Consider the following 22,025-nt stretch of genomic DNA (forward strand, 5'->3'; position numbering starts at 1 on the left):
GGCATAAAAGTTCTTGTGATAGATACGCTGATCACTAACAGAGATAAACGCATTTTGGGCAAACGGAGCCTAATGGAGGATAAGCAGAACTATGGATCTGGTGGATCTGGTGGATCTGGTGGATCTGGTGGATCTGGTGGATCTGGTGGAGCAACCAGTAAAGTTAGAACAGCTAGATTCTCAAAAAGGACTATTACCAATAACCTGTGATGCTGAATAAAGAGGCTCAGGGGATAACCGAGCTTTTTACACTAGTAAAGCACGTTTATAAAAACTCTGAAATGAGTTTGATAGAAAATATTAGGTAATTGGTTGAGTGAAGGCACTGACGGAAAGCGAGTTTACACTCCTGAAAACCTCGTCCTTATGAGGCTATTCTCCAGCTGGTAACTGTCGTAGATGGAAGATTAGGATGGCCCGAAAAGTTAAGGGCCTGTCTTCTGCGTTATCTATAAATAAAAAAATAGCTTGGAGTGTATGGGGTCACATCAAACATCTATAGCCCTTCCTAACGGCATTATTAAATTTATACGATTATGCCAAGGATGTGGAGGCTAAAACGCTGACTAAAACATTACCCTTTTTTATTAATAAAATCTCTATGGTTACTAACGACCGTAGAACTGCTATAGCGATTGATTTAAGAATTTATATCTTTGTGTTGTTACTCAGACAGAGCTGCTTCAGTCTCGAAGTCCTTTGAAAGTCGCATTGAAAAAATGGCCCTTAAATCAGGAAAGGGAAGTACGCGGCTTTACTGCTGGTTACGTAATAACTCGTAATCTTATTTTTCACTCCATTTTATATATTACTGCCTATCAAATTGGTACATTGGACTCACTACTCTCACTGTCAAGCACAACGAAAAAGGAAATTTTGATGTTGAATCTTAAAACTTTACCGAGTCAGAACGGTAATTCTTGCGCCGCTCACTGCACCGAGATCGCAGTGTCAGGATTTGATCTCCGTGCGCCAAGGCCACAGAGTTTTGTGGAAGACACTCTGTGGCGCGCTATCAAATGGCAGAATGGGGACCTACCTCCGATGCCAAACGGTGCCGACCACCCCTTAGTGGCGGCCAACAATAGTTCGCCGATGCGTGTGCGAAACTATGTGAATACCCAGTGCCCTGGGCGTACCGGTCGGATTTTATATGACGCGACCCAGAAAGACATGTGCCTTCAATTCGCGCAGCCGGGCAATAGAGTTGATTATAATGCGTTGTTTACAAATCTCATACAGCCAGCTAGTAATGGGGGAATGCCGAGGAACTTGCTTACCGACACCTATTACAATTGCGCTTTTATGATGTTTCGAGGCCCTTCCCCTGGGTCTGCTCATGAAATGGGTTTCCATAATATCCTGGTTGCCAAGGATGGGACCACAGTCAAATATTATAACCCGAATGAAGATCAACCAGTTTGGAGGGCTGATATTGGATGGCGAACGTTGCGTCATCAAAACGCTGGAAGGCATAGTTACGTTTGGAGTGGTATTGCAATCGAAATCACCTAGCAGTTAATGTTTGATGATGCGATCATTAGTATGGACCATGGGGTTTATCCTTGGTTTTGCTTTTAGGTTTAGGCACTTTCATCAAAACCGGTAAACCCTTCTTATTCAAGACGATCTGTCAGATCGTGGTCTGATCTTGTCTACATCTTTACACCTTCTTCCAGCTTACTAGCTCCTTTATTTGTTAAGAAATACTAAAATCCTGCTAGAACTGAGTGTAAGTTACTCATGCCAGCCACTACTAATAGATCGATAAAATAAATCCGATTGTATCCGTTTTCGCAACATTGTTTCTCTATTTGAACTAATTATTGAGTCAATGTGATGTACTAGGATAGATCGCAAGTTTTGGACATTAACCCAACGCTTCAGGAGCTTGAAATGAAAGCAAAACTTATTTTACCAATGATTCTATTAAACATGCTTGGCGGAGTAGGGTCCGGCATCATGATCTATATGTCTGGCGGCGATCCGGTTTGGGTCGGCGCACTTTTAGCGACCCTACCTTTACCATTTTTCTTGATGGTCTTAACAAACGTGTTCAGCATTTCAAGAACATCAGAAAGGCTGCCAGTTATTCAAGCCGTTAACTTTTTAGGAGTTGCACTGGTTGCTTATTCAACTTATTCGAACCAGGCTCCAATGTCCTTGTCTCAGTACGTTCCTATTGCAGCTGCTGCCCTGGGCTTCGTATCCCTTCATTGGTATGTCTGGTCATTCTCCGTTTACAACCGCAGAAAGAGCAAGGCCATATCAAAAGGCCAAAAACTGCCTGAAATGAACTTTAATCGATTAGATAAATCGGCTGTGTCTTCCACTTCTTTTGACGAATCTAAAACACTATTAGTGTTCTTTAGAGCCAACTGGTGCCCATTTTGTATGAACCAGTTAAAAGAAGTGAAGAAGTATGCTGAGACACTTAAGCAATATGATGTGAAGGTAAAGTTTATCTCTAACCAAGGCTACGATAACTCAAGGAAGTTAGCCGACAAGCTTGACCTACCTGGTCATTTTGAAATTCTTCAAGATGACAACTTAATGGGTGCTAAAGCCCTAGGCATTGAAGATATTGACGGTTCCCCTGCAGGAATGCCTGGGTACCCTAAGGATACCGTTATGGCCACAGTGATAGCACTGAATGAAGATGGTACGGTTATATTCGGTGATGAGACCGACAATTATCGGAGACGCCCAGACCCGACAACGTTTCTGCATGTTTTTGAAGGCTCAAAGCCGCAGACTTTAGATGCTAACCCAACTCTCAAAGGTACCGCCTAGTGAGGTAAAATATCAATCTCTCATAGAGCTTATCGATAGGCCCATGAAGAGTGAAAGATAACTGTCTAGCTAGCAATATTGTCGCAGGCCTGAACCTGGATTAAGTAAATGCCTTAGAACAACCAATATGGATTATATAAAGCCTGAAGATTCTATCGATGCCTAAGCAAATATAGGTCTACCTTATATCAGTTGACATATAAAAAACTATCACATATTCACATACCCCTTTCTATGATAGACAGGGGTTTTTCCTTGTTGAGATTAGAGTATTCTATAAGTAATTGAAATTGGAGAACGTCATGGAGTTTAACTTCCCAAATCGTGATGGCGTAGAATTAAAGGGTAAGTTAGAAGAATCTGCTGGAATCCCAAAGGCTTATGCAATTTTTGCACATTGCTTTACTTGCTCAAAAGATATTATTGCAGCAAGCAATATTTGTAAGTCATTAACGAGTAAAGGAATATCAGTATTAAGGTTTGACTTCACTGGATTGGGTAATAGTGATGGAGATTTTTCCAATACTAATTTTTCATCCAATGTTGAAGATTTACTTAGTGCTTACAGTGAAATCGAAAACCGCTTCGAGGCACCAAAATTGTTAATTGGGCATAGTTTTGGAGGTGCTGCCGTTTTGAAAGCCGCTGGTATGATAAAGACAGCTAAAGCTGTTGTTACTATAGCTGCCCCAAGTGATGTTAAACACATCCAGCATATGTTTAAAGAGGAACTCGATAGCATCAATAAAACAGGTCAGGCAAGAGTGGTTCTGGCTGGCCGAGAGTTTACGCTAAAGAAGCAATTCATTGATGATATAAATGAAGCAGACGTCTTGGTTAACCTTAAGGAATTAAGGAAAGCGCTGCTAGTAATGCATTCACCACTAGACAGCACTGTTTCAATTGAGCATGCGGCGAAAATATTCGCTGCTGCGAACCATCCTAAAAGTTTTATTTCTTTAGACAAAGCCGATCATTTGCTTATGAAAAAAGCAGATGCTGAATATGTCGGTAATGTTATTGGAGCCTGGGTTCAAAGATACATTAATTAATATCGGATGTTACAGAGAGTAATATCGAACTTTGAAGCCTTGCAACAGTAAAGAACCGCCAACTATCGAGAGCTGGGCAGTAAAGAACAATAGAAACAGCACTAGTTGGAATTTAGGTTGCTCCTAGTCCACCTAGTAATCCGGGGCTTAACTCAGTTCCTTTTTTAGAAACTCGATAAAGACTCTGGTCTTTGCCGGCATCGCTCGACCACTGGGAATCAGTGCGCTAACAGGCGGTCCTGGAACTGCTTTCTCTGGGAATAACTCAACAACTTCACTATTTTGAACAGAAAAGCCAAGCGCTTTATCATATACCTGAGCTATTCCCATACCGGCTACCACTGCGTCAATCAGAGTTCGTCCATCTCTGAATATTGCTAGCGGTGAGGGGGAAAATTCAGTAATTGGGCCTCCATCTTCTTGGAACAACCAGCCTCTCAATTTTCCTGTAGGTGCACGGAAAACAAGAGAATCATGCTCCTTTAAATCTTCCAAAGTCTTTGGCATACCCTTTTGTGAAAGATATTCAGGTGAAGCGCACAGGATACGTCTGGTTTCACATATTTTTTTTGCGATAAAAGAACTATCTTCCAGTTCACCAATCCTCACGACGACATCCCATTCACCTCTAATAGCGTCCTCTAGACTGTCTGAAAGAGAGACCTCGACCGTAACCTTGGGATGCAACTGCGTGAACCCCTTCAAAGCACTGACAATAGTTCGGCCTATGCCTATTGGCAAATTGATACGCAATCGTCCAGCAGGCTCATCCTTCCTGGCATGCAGTAAAAGCCTGGCCTCATTGATTGTTTCTAACGCATGTTTTGCGGCATCTAGAAATATTTTGCCTTCTTCTGTCAGCCTGATACTTCGTGTGGTTCTGTTGAATAGCTTAAGACCCAATTCCTCCTCAAGCTTCTTCACTGCCTTACCAGCGCCTGATTTGGTTGAGTTCAATGATGCCGCCGCTTTTGTAAAGCTTCCATGTTCGGCAACAGCAATAAATACAACTATTTCGTTCAAATGGGCTTGTTGAAACACAGATTGTGTCCCCAATGGATACAATGAGTATCAAAATAGCATGTTTATAGCGCAAATCAAAGTAACTAATCTTCCCAATAGTGGTTTGGCGTAAGTACCTGCATAGAGACCAATTGGAGAATTAGCCAGGTCACATCGAAGGCTTACCCAAAGCTCGCGCTTCCAAACTTTAAACCATTAGAGGAATAGGTTATGTCTCTTCAAGACAAACTAGATGCTTTCAAAGAAGTATTTAAACAACAGGCCCCGGAAGGAGCATTTGAAGCCTTTGCCAGATCATCCAGGGAATTGGCTGCTAGTGGCCAAGTTGAACGTTCGATTAAAGTAGGGGAGAAAGTCCCATACTTTACATTGCCAGATTCAGAAGGTAACGACCTTGTCCTGGAAGAACTCCTTGCCAAAGGGCCCGTTATTCTAACGTTCTATCGAGGCGTGTGGTGCCCGTACTGCAATATTGAGCTGCAAGCGTTAGAAGAAGTTGCTGCAGAGATCAAAGCGCGTGGCGCAACCCTGGTTGCTATTTCCATGCAAGGGCCCGCTGAAAGCCGCAAATCTCAGAGGGATAACAAGCTAAGCTTCCCAATTCTGACTGATCAAAGTGGAAAGCTTGCTGAAGAGTTTGGTATCCGCTGGACATTACAACCTTATGTAATTGAGTTCCACAAGGTGTTCAAAGTCGAACTCCCGACCATCCATCGTGACGGCGCGTGGAACTTACCTATGCCTGCAAGATATGTCATAGATACCGATGGAACAATCGCATATGCGGAGGTGAATCCTGACTATACACGTCGCCCCGAACCCAGCGACTTATTTCCCGTACTTGAAAAGCTCAGTCAGTCTACAACTGCATAGTATGTAAACACCTCCACCTCTTTAGCGCTGACTAGCGCCAAAGAGGTGGAAGCACTCAATGTAAATCGATATCGAGCACCGTAAAACCCAACTTATATGGTAAGACTCATGGTCAATTTTACACGTTACACAATTGAAACAGCACCAGAAGCCTCTAAGCCCACTCTAGAAGCCGCTAAAAAGAAAATGGGATTTGTACCCAATCTAATGGCAACCATGGCCGAATCACCTGTAATGGTGGAGAGCTACCTAACACTTATGGGATTATTCGATAAATCTCGCTTGAGCGAAACGGAGCGAGAGATAATCCTGATGACAAACAGCCGCCTAAACGGTTGCACCTACTGCATGGCTGCGCATACCGCAGTTTGCAAAATGGCCGGTGTAGATGAAAATGTAATCAAGGCTCTGCGTAGCGGTAAAACACTCGATGACCCTAAACTCGAAGCGCTCCGAGCATTCAGTGTCATTATCAATGAGAAACGTGGATGGGCTACAGAAGAGGAAGTTGAGGCGTTTCTTGCAGCAGGTTATACGAAAGAGACGGTTCTAGAGGTGATAGTTGGAACTAGCCTAAAAGTACTCTCGAATTACTCTACCCACAATCTGAATGTCAGTCTCGATGATGCGTTTTTGCCAATGGCTTGGAGTAAGGATATGGATTCAAATGGTTGAGCGTAACAGCAAATAAACAACATGTATCCGATTCATGCGTCCAATCAAGACTGGGCCTTGGGAAGAGGGCGGCTGTCCAGATCAAGTCTGAACTACTACAGATAAGAACCCCACTGATTCACCAAAGTAATGAGGCCCATATAGCCACTATGGGCCTCTACTACATTGTCCGAGATATATTCGTGGTATCTAAGCCCCTAAACAATACATCCTCTTGAATACAGCCTTCTTTTGGCTTATTACAATTACTCCATTTCGCTACGAATAATGCCGGGCGTTTTGGCTTGTCCTCGCACTCGGTCAGGATGATCGCGCTCGTTAAAGCGCCTCAAGCCTTCGGATAGCTCTGCTCTGGATTCAGAGTCGCTGAATAATCGGTTGAAGCACTCAGCCTCAATTCGTAGACCTTCATCAAGATCCTTTCCATAACCACGAATGGCGGCTTCTTTATCAGAGTGAATCGCTGGCTGGGGAAGGGTAGAGATATACTGTGCTAACTCAACGGCACGACCTAATGCGGCTCCCTTTGGCACCACTTCGTTGGCCAATCCAATGCGATAAGCTTCTTCAGCATTAATAACTTTTCCCGTGATGATTAACTCCAGCGCTCGCCCCATACCAACAATACGCGGCAAACGCTGAGTACCACCATCGGCTAAGCCGATATTCCAACGACGACAAGTCATTCCAAAGGATGCGTGTTCTTCTACAATCCGCATATCAGCAAAACATGCCCACTCAAAGCCACCCGCATAAGCAATTCCGTTCACAGCCGCAATGATAGGCTTATAAATATCGGTCCAGCGGGATGGACCGATAATACCTGGAGCTTCACCTCGATTATGTCGGGCAATATCAGCGGGTTCTACAGGACATAAAACAGCCACGTCAGGATCGGGGTGATTGGTGGGTTCAGTTGCAGCAAGATTGCTTTTCAAATCACCCCCTGCACAAAATGCAGAATCGCCAGCACCGGTGATTACCGCAACTTTAGCTCCGTCATCGGTACGAAAGCGATCGAATGCATCCACCAGCTCGCGGTGAGCGCGAGTACCAATACAGTTCTTAACCTCTGGACGGTTAAAAGTAACGATGGCTACAGGGCCATTTTGCTCATATTTAATATGATGATATTCCATATCATAAGACCTTTATCATGTGGCGTTGAAGTAATATTTAAAACCTACCCTTGATACACCAAATAAGGATTTGATCCAGGTACCGATTAAGAATGGATCAATATATACCGCAATAAGTTAGTACGGATGAACCTTTTTCAGATAATAAAACTTTATTTGCTACCACAATAAAATCTTGTACTTTTCATCCTGCAATGATTAGATGGTTACACACCTATTCTAATATCCATTTCTTAAAACTTTAGCATCAATTTAACTTTGCTTGAGGATGCGACAGGAAAGGCGGCGACCATGCACTTTAAAACAATAATTAATACTGCAGTTTTGACTTTTTTAGCTCTATCACAAAATGCTCTTTCAGCACCTGTATCAGACTCGAAGACCTTACAAATTTCTGAGGAATGGAAATTTCAGACTAACAACGCTACTCGCAATATTATTTCAACATCAGAAGGGGCTTTGGCGCATATAGTAGCTCAAGCTGACAGCCAACTATTTATGACTCTTGATATTGACCCATCAATTTTCCATAAGGGGCCAACAGAATTAAAATTTAAAATCAAGTCGAACGAAGTAACTAAAACTGGCCACTTTATCGTTAAGGTTGAAGGCAATGGATCACCCCTTTATCTGTACGAGATGAGAAATGATCCAGTTAGTGGAACTCACGATTGGCGCACAGTTTCCGTGAGCGTCCCACGCCTTAGTAAAGCGACAAATGCAATAGTCGGTTATCTTATGTTTTCATCTGGAGAAGTGTGGCTGGGAGATGTGCAATTATTACAAGATAAAACTGAGGCTGAATCGAATAAGTCTTACGACAAACTCAAAGAATATGCGCTTTCACTGATCAAAGATCACTACATTTTGCGCGACACGATCGATATTACAGAGTTCGAACAATATGCAGACGACGTTTTTATGGGAGTTCAAAACGATGATCAAGCAGATGCAGCTCTCACCGCATTATTTTCAAAACTCAATCATAGACATCTAATAATTCTTAATCGTGCTAAGACCTCTGCACATGAAGAGACAAGACAGCAGAAGAGTGTGTTAAGTTTAGTTGGCAATAAAACTGCCTTAATTTCTCTCCCCAAGAAGTTTGGTTCTGAAGCAGCTCGGCAGGCGGAATTCGCCCGCACAGACGCACTAATCGAGAAATATAGTGAAAACGGAATACAGAATTGGATTATTGATTTGCGTGATCAACCAGGAGGCAATCTGGTCCCGCTATTTAATCTTACCAGACAGTTTTTCTCAGATCAGCAGCTCTATTCAACCCAACTCGTTGACGGATCGGAAGAATTTTTCTGGTTAAAAGACGGTAGTGTTGAGGCCGGTAATAGGGCGTCAATGGAAAGATCTCTAGCACGGAAAGATAATTCTACTATTCATCATCCTGTCTCAAAAGCTAGAGTAATTTTACTGATAAGTAATGATACTGGTAGTGCGCCAGAGATGCTCGCCCAAGCTTTTTCAGATCGAGAAAACAGTATTCTAATAGGATCAGAGACAGCCGGATTGATGTCTTCGAATCATACATTTGAATTTGCAAACGGTACGACAATTGCGCTGCCAATAGGGCAGACAACCTCGATACGCGGCGAGCTAATATATAAAATTCAACCCGATATCAATACAGAGCCTGATGAAGCATTAAGTGTTGCGCTAAAGTACCTAGAGGACAATCGACTGTAACCCCGTGTCAGATAATTCATAACGAAATAGGGTGGGCACAACCCACCCAAACACATGTGACTCAAGGTCAAAGTGGCTCATTTGAATTTAAGTGTGCATTGCAGAGGGCCACTTATCTACCGAGAGGAGCGAAAATTTGATGGTGTATGCGTTACCAGTTGGGGCAAGGCTTGAAGCTGGAAAGGGCGAGTAATCGAAGGATAATAAATGGATTCGGTTATTACATTTCCTGTGGTGTGCTTTTTAAATGGAAAAATTACAGTGCACAAAAAGAGTAGCTTCAAAGCACTAGGGGCTCGTTTTTTGGACGAGCAGAGATTTGTCACTCTGGAGAATCGGCGATCAAAAGCAAAAGATGGTTGGATACTTGACTCTAGCGGGAAGTTTGTACCTTTATCTTATAGCGGCAATTTGCGAGAATGGGCTCGTCCTATTTCCTTCCTCTGGAATGCAGTGCTGACTAAGTACCAAGCTAATATCGAGGGGGCTGTGAAGGTAGGCTTTGTACTGAAAGACTTAGATTCGATGTCCAAATCCTCGCTGGGAAAGCTCGGGATGGATTTCAAAAGATTTCTAAGTAAGTATGAGCCTGACCAGTATATTACTAGTGATATGCTGAAAGAGTGGCCCCTTTAGTTTGACATTTTCTTGTAAGCCTCACACGCCAGATATACTCTGTTATTATATTTTGCCTCCTCCAAAGAAGCTTCCTCTAAAGTCGGCAAGACCGAAATGATTCAAATTAAGACCAAAGTTGATGATGGTCCAGGTTCGGTGAGGCTTTGTAGTACGTGCGCAGGGACAGGCATTGATCGAACATGGAGAGTTTGTGACGAATGTGCAGGAGCTGGAATCTTGGTAGATAACCCGGCTCCGTTTGATGTGCAGCTAACAATATTTGCTAACGAAGTTCAGCCGCTCCGGCAGTTCCTCGCGAGCATAAACCCTGACCTGGTTAACCTTGTTGTCCAGGACCCAAAACAAACGGAGAGCGTCATGGGAGCACTACAGGAAATCATCGGGGAGCTGGATTGCATCCAGGTTCGACCTGAGCACCGCAACCAGGCATTCCCACAGCAAGGGGATACGTGGATATCGGAAAAAACCGCCAAGAAAAAACTTCAAACCTAGGCCCCACCAGGGCTCCCGTTATTTCCGATATTTGTGAATATCGGATATTTTATAAATGCCTGTTTTTCCGTATAATTTGCCGCATTCCAACAACAAATCTATATTTCTATGTCTGCTTCCAACCGGCCACCAGCACCAATCATCGACAACCTGAGCAATCTTGAGAATCCATTCCGCTGCACCAGCTTTTCAGCTAGCCGTTATCTCAGCAAGCAGATTCCTGGTGCTGATACCGATCTGGAGTTCACGCTTAAGTTTCTTTACAGCTATAACGGCAGCCAGGCCACGTTTAACAGCTACCGCCGTGAACTTGAGCGCTTGCTGCAATGGGCTTGGCGCATTGAAGAAGTTTCAATAATGACTCTGAAGCGCGAACACATTGAGGAGTTTGTGCAGTTTTGCATTGAGCCACCAATTGCCTGGATCGGAACTAAAAATGTTGCCAGGTTCAAAACACAAAATGGCGAGCGCGTTGTGAATGCCGATTGGCGGCCATTCGTAGTCAGTGTGTCCAAAGTTGAATTTCGTGCTGGTAAAACGGCTTCTCCCAAGGAGTTCCGGCCATCCCAGGCAGCGATCAAATGCACCTTTACTGCATTATCATCCTTCTTCGATTTTCTCTATCAAGAAGGCTTGGTTCCAGCCAATCCTGTGGCACTGATTCGCCAGAAAAGTAAGTTTGTTCGACGTGAGCAACAAAGCCAGGTTGTGCGCCGAATCAGCAACTTGCAGTGGGACTATGTCCTGGAGACTGCTGAGATCATGGCCGAGACATCACCAACTGATCACGAGCGAACTTTATTCATTATGAACGCCCTATTCGCTATGTATTTGCGAATCTCTGAGTTGGTTGCGGATGAAAGATCGGCACCAGTTATGGGTGATTTCAAGAAAGATCGCGACGGAAACTGGTGGTTTCACGTTACGGGTAAAGGAAACAAAGGCCGGGCAATCACTGTTTGCGATCAAATGCTGAGAGCTTTGAAGCGCTACAGAACTTATTTGCAGCTCCCTGCTCTGCCCAGCATTAATGAGCAGACACCTCTGGTGCACAAGTCCCGTGGCAAGGGACCGGTTACCAGTACCCGACAGGTGCGTCTGATTGTTCAAAACTGCTTTGATGCTGCCCACCAACGGATGGTTGAAGAGGGCTTAGGGGAAGATGCTGAAGATCTCAAGGCAGCTACTGTTCACTGGCTACGCCATACGGGTATTTCTGAAGATGTGAAGTACCGTCCCCGCGAGCATGTGCGCGATGACGCGGGTCATGCAAGTATGGCCACTACCGATCGCTATATTGATTCTGATATGCGGGAGCGACATGAAAGTGGGCGGAGTAAGCGGGTAAAGGAGGAGCGGTAATACTACCGCCCTGCCCTTTTGTATTTAGCAGCGAAAAGTACTTTATAAGGTGCTTGACCGATTCGGGGTCAATCGGTATTTTTTACCTGTACGGTTTTATTGGCCCGATATTCAGGAGAATATTTCAGGTTTTACTTAAACTATTCCAAATTATTTGACATTGATAAGCTTCGCCAAAATGCCCTTTGCCACATCGACCTGGCACACTCGAGTTGCCTCTAAAACACCTTCAATCGTCTGCTCGAATGTCTCATCTTTCATTATGGGGCTCAGTACATCTCTCAAGAGTTTTACCGTCAAAGATTTTTGCCAAATTTCCTCATAGTCTTCATGCTGTTTAATTGGATTGTTGATCCTAATAGCTGCCAATCGATTATTTGGAATACTGATATCCGGTAGATATTTATCGTCATCAAGAATATCACTAAACTCTAAGCAGAGCTGATCAAAAACTCTATCTAAAACACCCCTAGGTGAAGCCGATATTACCTTTGGTAAAATGTTTGACTCAGTTATCGAGCTAAATAAGTCCTGATGAGCCAAACCATAGTCACTCTGAATAAGTCTTGCCCCTTTATCTGCGATTGCTTCTTCAGCAGCATTTCCTGGAACCTCGCCTTTCGAAGAACGAGATACCTCTTCCGAATTAGAAGTACTCTGCGAGCCCCGTACCAAATTTTGAGTCTGAGTCTTCTCTGGCACCCTTGCTTTCAATTTCTGCTTGATCTTTCTGCCTTTACCCACAAAATTATTGATAACAACGGAGAGTCTTCTATTATCCACAAATTGAATAGAAGAATTTAATCCTGTTATACCCAAAGCTGCTGCTGCGCCAGTTGCCGCAAACACAAGACCAACAGGTGAGGCAACGGCTACAACACCAACGGCTCCACTGGCCCCTAATACCATTGCGAGAGAAGCAGAACCTGCAACCGCGCCTGACATATATCCTGCAGTAGTCATTACTTTCGAATAGGGCTTTAAAAGATTACTGGTAAAACCAGGTTGTTTTCTAAGAATCGCCTGCAGCAGTTCAATCTGGTCCTGCCTTCGCCCCATTGCCGTGAAAAGACACATCAAATCTCTAAATAGATTTTTCACGGTATTGAAATCCGGGACACTTAATATATTTTCGATCGCATCAGCAGAGGATTCCGTAACAATACGGCCACTCAATAGCTGATAAATGGTCTTTTCAGTACTAGAATCATCCTTCGAAAGCCGCTTCACAGCTGCCTCCAGTGCCTTCTTCTTAACAGAAATAGCCTGGCGTTCTTCCTTCAGTTCATTATTAAGGTTACGTATCTTATTGGTTAAACTTGAATTCAGACGTTCAGAACGCATGGAAGATTTAAACGCAGACTTCAAAGAAATTACATCTAAAACACCCGCAAGTGTCTGCGCCCCCCCGGATACCCCAAACGCAGAAGCTGCAACCATAACTGCATTACCCTCAGGCGTGAGTTTTGCAGCAACAGATAGAGATGTTCCAATAATACTGAAGCAATACCTAACTATTTTTACCCGAGCAATGGCATCTTCTGTACTCCCTACAAGTTCCACATCGGAGTTATCGATACGATTTTTTAACGATATTATTCTTAGAGAAATATCCTTTAACTTCTCATCCAATCCGCCCAATTGCTTCTGAATTGACTGATATTGCTGAGTTGCCTGTTCATACACTTCCAATTCTTTAAGTAATTCTAGCTTTCGATTTAACAAGGCATCCGCTCGTTTAACCAATCTATCCAGAACCAGTATCGACTTGGCCTTTCCTAGCTTTTCAGAGGCATTCTCCCTTAGTAGTTTAATGCAACTTCTTATGCCGGCAAGATATTCAACAATCCCCACACTAGTAGTCGCGCTATCAACGCTTGAGGGCACTACCTTTTCATTGAGAGCGGTATTAATCTGATCTTCAACTTTACCTTCAACCTCACTCTTCGAACCTGAAACTTTACCCCCGCGCATCATATTCTGATTAATTTTAGCAGCATTCTTTATAGTATCAGATTTAAATATAGTAAAGCATTTCAAAACACGATTGCGAAGCTTTGAAACCCTGCTACTGCGAGGCATAATTACCCGAACCTCTTGAGAGTTTATCTCTTCATGAACGTCTTGAGAATTACTTTTTCCATAGCTAGCAATACTAGTAATTGTATAATCTTTTAAATCAATACCACGCCCAGGCAATAGCGGTAATATTTCAGCTAACCTTTTGGAATTAACTCTACCTCGATCAGACCAAAAAGAACCTTTAGTATCAACAGGCTTAAGCTGTCTAACCAGTGATCCATGGCGTTCTTTCAGAGTCTTAACCACTTTTTCAGATCGGTATAAGGTAGAATTCGTCTTACTCGTTTTCTTACCTAGCTTTCTCAAATTAGGTGGTAGAGGGTTTTCTGACACTTTATCAGATCGAGAACTCTCATTGTTTTTTTTACTGGATACAGAACCGGGACCGCACATAAAATGACACCTAGCTTATTAAGCCTTCAATAAAAGTCCTTTTTCGAGTAAGGCGTAATCATCTTGCTGCAAAGATGAATTAGGCAACGAATCTGCCGATAAGAGTTCACTACGGCAACTTTCTGCAAGATCTATATATCGACTTAACACGACCTCAAAATTATCGTAATCATCCTTAGAACAATCAAACATCCCCACCAAATTTACAATCTCGGTAATTCCATTCGCCAATAGAACAGGATGGCCCGGAGAAAAATTTACATAGTTCCACATACATATTTTAAGCAAATGATTTTCACGTGCCGTTCCCGGAGAATCCAAATTCATAATATCGACTTCAAAAATAACGATATCACTATCTTGATCAGCTGTAATAGTGATAAGCATGCCGTGAGGTGTAGCAAGTCCACACTGCAAATTCTCATCTAACACAAGATCGTTAATACCTATCCTACGTCCCAGCTCAGATATATAATCAACGATATTACTATGCATCATGCCACTCTTAAGATACAAAAATTAACATCGACTCCGCTCAATAGAGAGAAGTCCCGACACTAAATATAGTATCTAATACTTATGTGAACATAATATTTCCACCCAAGAGGAAGTAGGATTTTTTCTTAATTTGGGCCGAAAATGGAGTATTAACTATCCATTAACTCTCAACTATAAACTAATGAACTACAACTTAAGATAGTAGTGGCATCAGAAAATTGACACTAATTCATCAAGCCGGCATTGTAAACAGACATCAAAAAAGAATCTAAAAATACAGCCTACATAAAGTCTACATGCGACCCAAGTGAGCGCTGAATTACAGATAACTGAGATTCCAATGACAAGTTAAGTATTCCTATTGGCGTTTCAAGGATACAACTACCGAGAGCAACTTTTTCATCTGAAACAACTTCGAAGTTAGTCAGGGTTGGATAGTCTTTTAAAAGTTCAATAATTTTCTGATTTGCTTGCTCAAACTGGGCAGGCGCAACAAGCAACTTAGCGCTATCAACATTATAATAAACCGCTACAGAGCTTTCGATAAGCTTAATCAGCTGCGTATCATTATCCAGATCTCCAAGAACTTTCTGAAGTACAAGTTTAACAAGCTGCAGTATCTCATCTTGTTGAGAATCCAAAAACTTCCTACAAAGCTGAAGCGTTAATAACATTGCTTCGCTTTGCTCAGAAAGCGCCGCCTCAAATCCATCTCTATAACCTTGATCATACCCCGCTTTTATTGACGCCTCTGAATTGGCGATTATCTCAGAAGCAGATGCTTCAGCATGGGCAAGAATATCCTGAGACTTTTGATATACAGCATAATCCTCTTTTTTGATAATCCTCTGATCCGCTTGAGTACAAATAGAACCGGGGATTATTTTAACAAAGCTGTGCATTCAGGCTCCAAATATTTCACTAACTTACTTGTTAAAAGACATGTCTGACTATCGATTAACGGATCCAACTGCCACTCTTCCACTAATTCGTGTGATTCTTGTTCTGGAAATCTCACTCTATAAAGAGTCTTCCAGTTTTCCAAAAAATTAGTATCCGGCAGTTTGTAAAAGTGAGATATCATGTATAGCAAGGTATTGAAAAAAATTACTTCACCCACCTCAATACAAACATCAGATTTCGATCTGGAAATACTGGGCATATCAACTTTTGATTTGATTTGATCAAAAACTGATGGACGACTGTGCAAGAGAAAAGGTGATAAATCTTCTAGATTCCGTAAAGTATTATGAGATAATCGGGCGAATAAGTCATGCCTTGTTGCCCGCTCAATAATATGATCCAACTTCATATCAAGACACAAATAGCCCATCATCAACATGATACGTTTCAGAGCCTCTGGCGAAGCAAACAAGAGCTTCGTTAGCGGGACGTTAAAAAATGACCAATCGAGATTTCTTATCCCCAAATGACGCCTGATCAGTACCTGTGAACATTGTCTATTAAGAAGCTCAACAGGTGTTTCTTCAAACAAACTTCCCAAGCGACTGGCATGCACCCACTGGACTGGGCAATAGGTCATTCTGAGCCACATCAAAAAAATCGGATTTTGTAGTTCCTTCTTGTATTCTTTCTTACTTATAGTTTCCATCAAATATCAATATTAAATATCGGAATAATTAGAGGTGCCAGGGAAGATAACGACTGCCACATTTTCATAGTCAAGCTGATCTACGGAATTCGCAACCATTGCCTTTATCTGTGGGATATAAGACTTCATTGCTACCCTGCTATCATATTTGATAAACACAGAAGCCTTAACCATAGTTTTAGTGTTAGATTTAGAGTTTTTACTTCCATCCTCAGCTGGAAGTACCAAATGCACCTTGGCGGTAAGAACACCGTCAATATTCGACAAAGTAGAAGCAATATCCTGGGACATGGCGAATGTATAACGAGCACTATCCGCCATTGGTGACTGTATCAACCCCCCCTGAGGGAAAACCTCATTAATAGTTGCGTACTTCTTTCGAGGAAATGAGTGCCTAGATAGCAACTCTACTGCTTGGGTAAGCTGAGACTCCTCAACCAACAAAGTAATACTCCCCCCTTTGCCCGCGGCCTTACTGGCTGAGACTCCCTCAGACAATAACAAAGCAAGCATTTCATTACCCTCTTGCTCCTCCAGGCCGGTATACAAGTCAACCTTACATGAAGAGACCAAAACACATACAACAATTAATAAAATTCTCAGATTAAACATTACTGTGCCTTGAGCAGGGTATCGACATTCTGTGTACTTTTTGAGATACCTTTGCTAATTAGCTCTTGTTGGATAGTAATTTCTGCAATCTCAAACTGTAATCTAAGCAAATCGACGGGCTTAATTTCATCGACACTTAGTGCAGACTCAATTTCATTCGTCTTAGCTCCAATTTCCTGCTTAGTATCTGAAATAATCTGAAAAAACTTATCCCCAAGAGTTACATCCGAGGCCAAAACATCTTCTTGATTTTGAGAAAATCCACCCGGATCTGAAAGGGGCGAGTCAAATGCGACTGGCTGAACACCAGAAATTGCATCCATATCAATACCTTACTATTTTCCTATTTGTGCACAAATTTCGTTAGCTAATTTTTTGCTTGCGCAATCAGCAGAGGATTCTATCAGTCGATGACAAAGCCTTTCAGCGTCATCGATCTTGCCGAATCGCCACAAAGCTAGCGCTAGATAACCATGGGGGATATCTAATTGATCGTTATGCGCTTTACACCAGGGCTCAAGTAAATCTATCGCTGACTTAATATTATCACTGTAAATAAACAGTAATGAACGCAAGCTCAGCTTGGAAATATCACTGATGGATTCAGCCTCCAACATACTTATAATGCTTTCAGCTTCGCCAATCATGCCCTCCAAGAGACCACTAACTGCGATCTCAGCCAACGCTTTATTTAATTCCATTTCCTTTTTCACATTTTTTGAACTATAGACATAGATGCATCTTTGACTACTTTATTTATAGTGGACACAACATTCATAACAACCGACCACTTTGCAACAGACGCATTAAAATTCGCCAGCGCTGCCGGATCATCTGGATTTGCAGCCAAAGTTGCCGATTGCGTATTCATTTCTGTACTTACCTGACTGGCGGCTGGAGATAACACAGCTGAAGCAGATTCAATAGAAAAACTGGTATCGATTGGTGTATAAGCCATTATAATTTCCTCATTTAATTTTTAATTACTATAAATTATAGAATTATTGTAAATTTTCTACTGCGTCAAATACTCGATACCCAGCCTTTTAACAATAGCCTGGGCACTTTTTATTGCAATTAGTCGATTTCTTATAGATTGAAAATCAGCTGGTGCTTGGGGTAATCTTAATTGGTTCTCCCAATAACAATGCTGATCATTTAAATAATCCAAAATACAGCTACTGGGTGCATTTGCATATCTGTGTCTATATATATCTGAATCTATCATCATTAAAACCAGATCAATTTGTTAAAAAGCTATATTCAGCACTTGGACTTTTTGTCATATAATCTTCATAACTTAACGTATAGGATCTTTGACCGCGGATCAATGTAACCTGGCCTTCGGAAAAAGATTGTAAGTTAACCCCATTAGGTAGCCTGGCTCCTACCAAATACCGCTTACCATTTTTATACACTAAATAAGGTGTGGAACCCGAACGAACGGCAGAAATTCCAAAGTCTGATAGTGTTCTTGATTGCTTCTGGGTTCCAGGACTAACATATGCCAGCCTAGGACTTTCACCCACTCTTGCGCGAAAGTCAGACATGACAGTTTCAAGCAGTCGCCTTTCCTCTGAGTTCAGCCTGCCAACAATTTTTATCTCATCACCTTTATCTTCATAAATTAATGAAGCAGAAAACGAGTAACTTGAAAGTAGTTTCTTAATACGTTCGAGAGGCTGAGATTCCCGAATTGAAATAGCTTCCCAATTTTTCAATCCTGGGATATCTGAGAGCAGTACTTTCTCGGCTTGCTCCCAAGATTTTGCGAAATCTCCATCGGTTATTGCTATCAAGTGTCCAGGTTTACTCCCTTGTTTAATATCTTCTGCAGCCAGCCCCAAATTCGAAAGTATCAAACGTGCTGAATGTTGCATCTTTTCGATACTAAAAACATCCATGGATATTGCTGAAGAAATCTGCTCAAGCTGAGAATGTAGCCTTGCTAAAAGGATATCATCTTTTACATATCCCGAAACCAATAAATTTCCAGATTTAATATTACCTTTAATCGAAAGTTCCTTGTACTCACTTAGTAAGAGGAGCTCAGATAACTTCCTACTTTCCTCAGATATAGGTCCAAAGTGTGGACTCGCCACAGCTATGTCTCTACCTTCGCCCGCTTGTCCCACGAAAAAATCTGCAGACATCACATTAGAGTCGACCCTTTTCTGGCCAACAAAATAATAAGCCCCTAAGGATATTAGGCCTACACCGATAGCCACTTGAGCCAACAATTTCCTTCCAGAAATCTTAGATGCCTCTTTGGCTAAATTCTTAATCTCCGATGTGGGGCTTAGAGTTTCGGAACCATCAACTTTAAACGTTAAGATCTTTTCTTCCCAATCATCTGACTCAGCTCTCACGGCAAAGCACAAATCACCAGCAAAGATAACCTTCTGTTCTGGCAGATAATCATCGAGAGAAAATATATTTTCATCAATTAAAACCGTTATAGTAGCTTCGCAAACTTCTAATTTTACACCGGTGTCATCGGGCTTAAGGATAACAAACTGATCGGTTGCCAGATTAGGTTTAACAACCAAATCTGAGAGTTCTTCATCACTACCCACCACCATATTTTCATGAAGCGGTACTTCAGCACCATAATGCTCGCTATTTAAAAATCTTAGCTTCCACCGATTCATTATACTGCGCCATATTCCAGTTTAAGATTAATTTATCGTTACCACACGATAAGATTCCCCATCGGTATCCTCACATGGAACGATACGCGTGGATAACTTTACGGATCTAAAGCTGTTACGTCTTTGCCTTGCTTCTAAAGCTGATTCACAAAGCCCGGTCAAACCTAATTTGTGTATATCCGGGTTATAGTTAGATACGTTAGCAAATTTATTAAGCCTGTGATCGTCCTCAAGGCTCTCCTTTTTCTGCGAAAATGAGGAATCGAAAAGCGCATTTGGTAAAATTCTTGGACTCAACATAAAGAGCCTTACTAATTGAGACTGAGTATCATCGTTTCGCTTAAATAGCCCCCCAAGTAATGGTAACCCAGCCAAAAAAGGCACACCTTCAGTATTACTCGTTGTCGCTTCTCGGTAGTAACCACCAATAAGTAGAGATCCGCCATTTGGAACTGACGATCTTGTGTTAATTAGCGTATTTCTAATAGATGGTATCGAATCTACTCCACCATCCGCTAATCGATTAGCATCTTCAATTTGCACGTCAAGGCTAATCAGGGCCCTATCTCCCATTACGGACGCACCTTCAACCACACGAGGTACGACTTTTAATAGCGTACCAAAGGTAATTTGCTCAAGAGTCGCAACACGCTCACCTTGAATTCGAACAAAAAATGTCTCACTATTATCAAGTAGTGCTTCCGTACCATTTTCAGTTACCACTGCGGGCCGAGAAGTAACACGAGCTTTACCCTCAGATTCTAAAGCTCTTACCGTTGCCAAAAAGTCAGCATTTGTCTCAGTGAACAAGCTATCACCAGTTAGTGAATCCCCGGGCAAAATCAAATCTAAGAGGCCGCTCCCTTTACTAACGGCATCAACATTCCAATGAACACCCAGCTCTCGTAATGAATTGGTTGTAAGATCAATGATAACCAGGCTGATTTCCAGCTGTTCCCGAGGCCTGTCTAATTGAGTAATGAGATTTTCATATAAAAGAAGCCTTGACGCGTAATCCTGAACAATAACTGAATTGGTACTGGGGTCCGGGTAGACCGTTGCATGTGGGTGGGAAGCACCGCTAGAATAGCCTGATCGGCTTTCTTGTAAAATATCGCCCGCACGGAGATTTAAAGACTTACTAGCGGTTAATTCACTGTCGGTTAGTGTTTCATCACGTCGATGTGCAGAAGCGCTTCTACCAGTTGTAGCCTCTAGTGCCGAGTCGGAACCAATCAAACCTCTTAGAAGAGTTGCAACCCCAGGCAGCACAACTTCTTGATCTCTAGCGGTAACTTTTCGATCTATAGCGGATGCGTATTTTAATCCATAAATTTGAATGACTAATTCATCATTTATCTCAGCGGAAACTCGTTCATTTAGCATTTCCACTGTCTTATCGACCAATTCGAGATACCTAGGGGGACCGGATACCATAACAATCCCATTTGCGCCTAAAGAGCGCCATTCAAAGCGTTCATCCCAAATCGACAATTCCTGCATTGTCTTCTTTAAGAGGGATGAATCAACCTTCGATAGCAAGAAAAGCTTGCTTTCCATTTCATTAATTGGATCGATATACAACGTCGCACCATCAAAGTACCATACCAGATCAAATGCGCCGGCAAGGAAGTCTAATGCTTCCTTGCTGTTGGCCTTCATTAGGTACCCACTAAAATCACTATCGATCCCTTCATTTATCTCTACCCCCAGGCGCGAATGTGTAGCAATCGCCGTCAGAACATCTCTAAGTGGCTGCTCTTCACCATAGAATTCAAATGACTCCCCCATAAGGGTTTGGGCATTCGCACCACTAAACAGATGAGAAAAAAATATTGCCATCAGTAAAATAAAATTATGGCGTAATAAATTCACGATATTCAAACTTAGTTATTTGGTGAATAGGTATCAGTTTAACTAGCAGATCACAAAATCCGCAGTGATAGTTTGTAATGTCAAAAAAAACGTTAAATGAAACGCTATTTGGCATTATGCTTTGAATACCGAAGTCGCCATCTTCTCCAGAAATCAAAGATAGATTTAGCCCACTCCAAGCATAACTTTTTCTCATTGCCTCCATCAGAAACTGCTTACGTAAATGTTCTTCAACAACCAACCCAAATCCGTAGCTTAGCAACACATATCCACCTCGATGCTCAATAAATTGAATCGAAAACTTTGAATCAAAATTCAAAGTATAAGATTCATTATCGTCTATAGCGGGCATAGGCATATGAATCTCCGAGCACAATGTAGATATCTTATCCCGTAGTGACATGTCGCTTCCCATATATAGCAAGATCGCCATGGGTAATAACCATACCGATGATAAGGCGAAGATTCTTTCAAAATTAGCCGATTATTTTTATAAAATAGACATTTGAAAATGTCCATTTACCAAAGGCGACATAAATACTTAGATTTATAA

23 protein-coding genes are annotated in these 22,025 nt (G+C 42.1%); 10 read left to right on the forward strand and 13 right to left on the reverse strand.

Features of this window, described 5'->3' with window-relative positions:
• Positions 1 to 91: 91 nt before the first annotated feature.
• From ACG1BZ_RS11945 to ACG1BZ_RS11960, 4 genes are all read left to right on the forward strand, one after another.
• On the forward strand, positions 92 to 220 hold the full coding sequence (locus tag ACG1BZ_RS11945; RefSeq protein WP_413661986.1) for a hypothetical protein: 129 nt from the start codon (positions 92 to 94) through the stop codon (positions 218 to 220).
• Positions 221 to 699: 479 nt separating this feature from the next.
• A complete protein-coding gene (locus ACG1BZ_RS11950; RefSeq protein ID WP_413661987.1) occupies positions 700 to 1,515 on the forward strand; it encodes a hypothetical protein in 816 nt (271 codons plus the stop codon).
• Between the two features lie 381 nt (positions 1,516 to 1,896).
• A complete protein-coding gene (locus tag ACG1BZ_RS11955) occupies positions 1,897 to 2,793 on the forward strand; it encodes a peroxiredoxin family protein (protein ID WP_413661988.1) in 897 nt (298 codons plus the stop codon).
• Positions 2,794 to 3,095: 302 nt separating this feature from the next.
• The gene (locus ACG1BZ_RS11960) at positions 3,096 to 3,845 is read left to right on the forward strand and encodes an alpha/beta hydrolase family protein (protein WP_413661989.1); all 750 of its coding nucleotides are present in this window, start codon (positions 3,096 to 3,098) and stop codon (positions 3,843 to 3,845) included.
• A gap of 147 nt (positions 3,846 to 3,992) precedes the next feature.
• On the opposite strand, the gene ACG1BZ_RS11965 is transcribed toward ACG1BZ_RS11960, so the two are convergent.
• Complete coding sequence (locus ACG1BZ_RS11965) at positions 3,993 to 4,886, reverse strand: LysR family transcriptional regulator (RefSeq protein WP_413661990.1); 894 nt, start codon at positions 4,884 to 4,886, stop codon at positions 3,993 to 3,995.
• 192 nt (positions 4,887 to 5,078) lie between these two features.
• Here ACG1BZ_RS11965 and ACG1BZ_RS11970 point away from each other — a divergent pair, with 192 nt between their 5' ends.
• On the forward strand, positions 5,079 to 5,741 hold the full coding sequence (locus tag ACG1BZ_RS11970; protein ID WP_413661991.1) for a peroxiredoxin-like family protein: 663 nt from the start codon (positions 5,079 to 5,081) through the stop codon (positions 5,739 to 5,741).
• Between the two features lie 108 nt (positions 5,742 to 5,849).
• Entirely contained in the window at positions 5,850 to 6,416 is a 567-nt protein-coding gene (locus ACG1BZ_RS11975; RefSeq protein WP_282932840.1) for a carboxymuconolactone decarboxylase family protein, read from the forward strand.
• Between the two features lie 245 nt (positions 6,417 to 6,661).
• Here the strand turns inward: ACG1BZ_RS11975 and ACG1BZ_RS11980 are convergent, their stop codons facing one another.
• A complete protein-coding gene (locus ACG1BZ_RS11980; protein ID WP_413661992.1) occupies positions 6,662 to 7,555 on the reverse strand; it encodes an enoyl-CoA hydratase/isomerase family protein in 894 nt (297 codons plus the stop codon).
• A gap of 291 nt (positions 7,556 to 7,846) precedes the next feature.
• On the opposite strand from ACG1BZ_RS11980, the gene ACG1BZ_RS11985 reads away from it, so the two are divergent.
• From ACG1BZ_RS11985 to ACG1BZ_RS12000, 4 genes are all read left to right on the forward strand, one after another.
• On the forward strand, positions 7,847 to 9,256 hold the full coding sequence (locus tag ACG1BZ_RS11985) for a S41 family peptidase (RefSeq protein ID WP_413661993.1): 1,410 nt from the start codon (positions 7,847 to 7,849) through the stop codon (positions 9,254 to 9,256).
• 207 nt (positions 9,257 to 9,463) lie between these two features.
• Positions 9,464 to 9,892 carry a hypothetical protein gene (locus tag ACG1BZ_RS11990; RefSeq protein WP_413661994.1) on the forward strand — a complete coding sequence of 143 codons (429 nt, stop codon included), beginning with the start codon at positions 9,464 to 9,466 and terminating at the stop codon, positions 9,890 to 9,892.
• Positions 9,893 to 9,988: 96 nt separating this feature from the next.
• Positions 9,989 to 10,387 carry a hypothetical protein gene (locus ACG1BZ_RS11995; protein ID WP_413661995.1) on the forward strand — a complete coding sequence of 133 codons (399 nt, stop codon included), beginning with the start codon at positions 9,989 to 9,991 and terminating at the stop codon, positions 10,385 to 10,387.
• A 108-nt stretch (positions 10,388 to 10,495) separates the two neighbouring features.
• A complete protein-coding gene (locus tag ACG1BZ_RS12000; RefSeq protein ID WP_413661996.1) occupies positions 10,496 to 11,749 on the forward strand; it encodes a tyrosine-type recombinase/integrase in 1,254 nt (417 codons plus the stop codon).
• A gap of 150 nt (positions 11,750 to 11,899) precedes the next feature.
• Here the strand turns inward: ACG1BZ_RS12000 and ACG1BZ_RS12005 are convergent, their stop codons facing one another.
• The 11 genes from ACG1BZ_RS12005 to ACG1BZ_RS12055 all read right to left on the reverse strand — a co-directional run bounded on the left by ACG1BZ_RS12005 (position 11,900) and on the right by ACG1BZ_RS12055 (position 21,830).
• Positions 11,900 to 14,224 carry a hypothetical protein gene (locus ACG1BZ_RS12005; protein WP_413661997.1) on the reverse strand — a complete coding sequence of 775 codons (2,325 nt, stop codon included), beginning with the start codon at positions 14,222 to 14,224 and terminating at the stop codon, positions 11,900 to 11,902.
• Between the two features lie 18 nt (positions 14,225 to 14,242).
• Complete coding sequence (locus ACG1BZ_RS12010) at positions 14,243 to 14,719, reverse strand: CesT family type III secretion system chaperone (protein ID WP_413661998.1); 477 nt, start codon at positions 14,717 to 14,719, stop codon at positions 14,243 to 14,245.
• Between the two features lie 284 nt (positions 14,720 to 15,003).
• The gene (sctL, locus tag ACG1BZ_RS12015) at positions 15,004 to 15,624 is read right to left on the reverse strand and encodes a type III secretion system stator protein SctL (RefSeq protein WP_413661999.1); all 621 of its coding nucleotides are present in this window, start codon (positions 15,622 to 15,624) and stop codon (positions 15,004 to 15,006) included.
• Complete coding sequence (locus ACG1BZ_RS12020) at positions 15,603 to 16,334, reverse strand: SctK family type III secretion system sorting platform protein (protein ID WP_413662000.1); 732 nt, start codon at positions 16,332 to 16,334, stop codon at positions 15,603 to 15,605. The genes sctL and ACG1BZ_RS12020 overlap by 22 nt, the downstream gene beginning before the upstream one ends.
• Positions 16,335 to 16,346: 12 nt before the next feature.
• The gene (gene sctJ / locus ACG1BZ_RS12025; protein ID WP_413662001.1) at positions 16,347 to 16,946 is read right to left on the reverse strand and encodes a type III secretion system inner membrane ring lipoprotein SctJ; all 600 of its coding nucleotides are present in this window, start codon (positions 16,944 to 16,946) and stop codon (positions 16,347 to 16,349) included.
• Positions 16,946 to 17,269 carry a type III secretion system inner rod subunit SctI gene (gene sctI / locus ACG1BZ_RS12030; RefSeq protein ID WP_413662002.1) on the reverse strand — a complete coding sequence of 108 codons (324 nt, stop codon included), beginning with the start codon at positions 17,267 to 17,269 and terminating at the stop codon, positions 16,946 to 16,948. Before sctI ends, sctJ begins: the two co-directional genes overlap by 1 nt.
• Positions 17,270 to 17,281: 12 nt before the next feature.
• A complete protein-coding gene (locus ACG1BZ_RS12035) occupies positions 17,282 to 17,647 on the reverse strand; it encodes a hypothetical protein (RefSeq protein WP_413662003.1) in 366 nt (121 codons plus the stop codon).
• A gap of 8 nt (positions 17,648 to 17,655) precedes the next feature.
• Positions 17,656 to 17,904 carry an EscF/YscF/HrpA family type III secretion system needle major subunit gene (locus tag ACG1BZ_RS12040; RefSeq protein WP_226648311.1) on the reverse strand — a complete coding sequence of 83 codons (249 nt, stop codon included), beginning with the start codon at positions 17,902 to 17,904 and terminating at the stop codon, positions 17,656 to 17,658.
• 283 nt (positions 17,905 to 18,187) lie between these two features.
• Positions 18,188 to 19,597, reverse strand: a complete 1,410-nt coding sequence (gene sctD, locus ACG1BZ_RS12045) for a type III secretion system inner membrane ring subunit SctD (RefSeq protein WP_413662004.1) — start codon at positions 19,595 to 19,597, stop codon at positions 18,188 to 18,190.
• A 27-nt stretch (positions 19,598 to 19,624) separates the two neighbouring features.
• Positions 19,625 to 21,472: a type III secretion system outer membrane ring subunit SctC gene (gene sctC, locus ACG1BZ_RS12050; RefSeq protein ID WP_413662005.1), complete on the reverse strand. Its 1,848-nt coding sequence runs from the start codon at positions 21,470 to 21,472 to the stop codon at positions 19,625 to 19,627.
• Positions 21,453 to 21,830, reverse strand: coding sequence for a hypothetical protein (locus tag ACG1BZ_RS12055; RefSeq protein ID WP_413662006.1), 378 nt, complete (start codon positions 21,828 to 21,830; stop codon positions 21,453 to 21,455). Before ACG1BZ_RS12055 ends, sctC begins: the two co-directional genes overlap by 20 nt.
• Between the last annotated feature and the right edge of the window lie 195 nt (positions 21,831 to 22,025).

Source organism: Microbulbifer sp. CNSA002, assembly GCF_047324085.1.
Taxonomy (GTDB): domain Bacteria; phylum Pseudomonadota; class Gammaproteobacteria; order Pseudomonadales; family Cellvibrionaceae; genus Microbulbifer.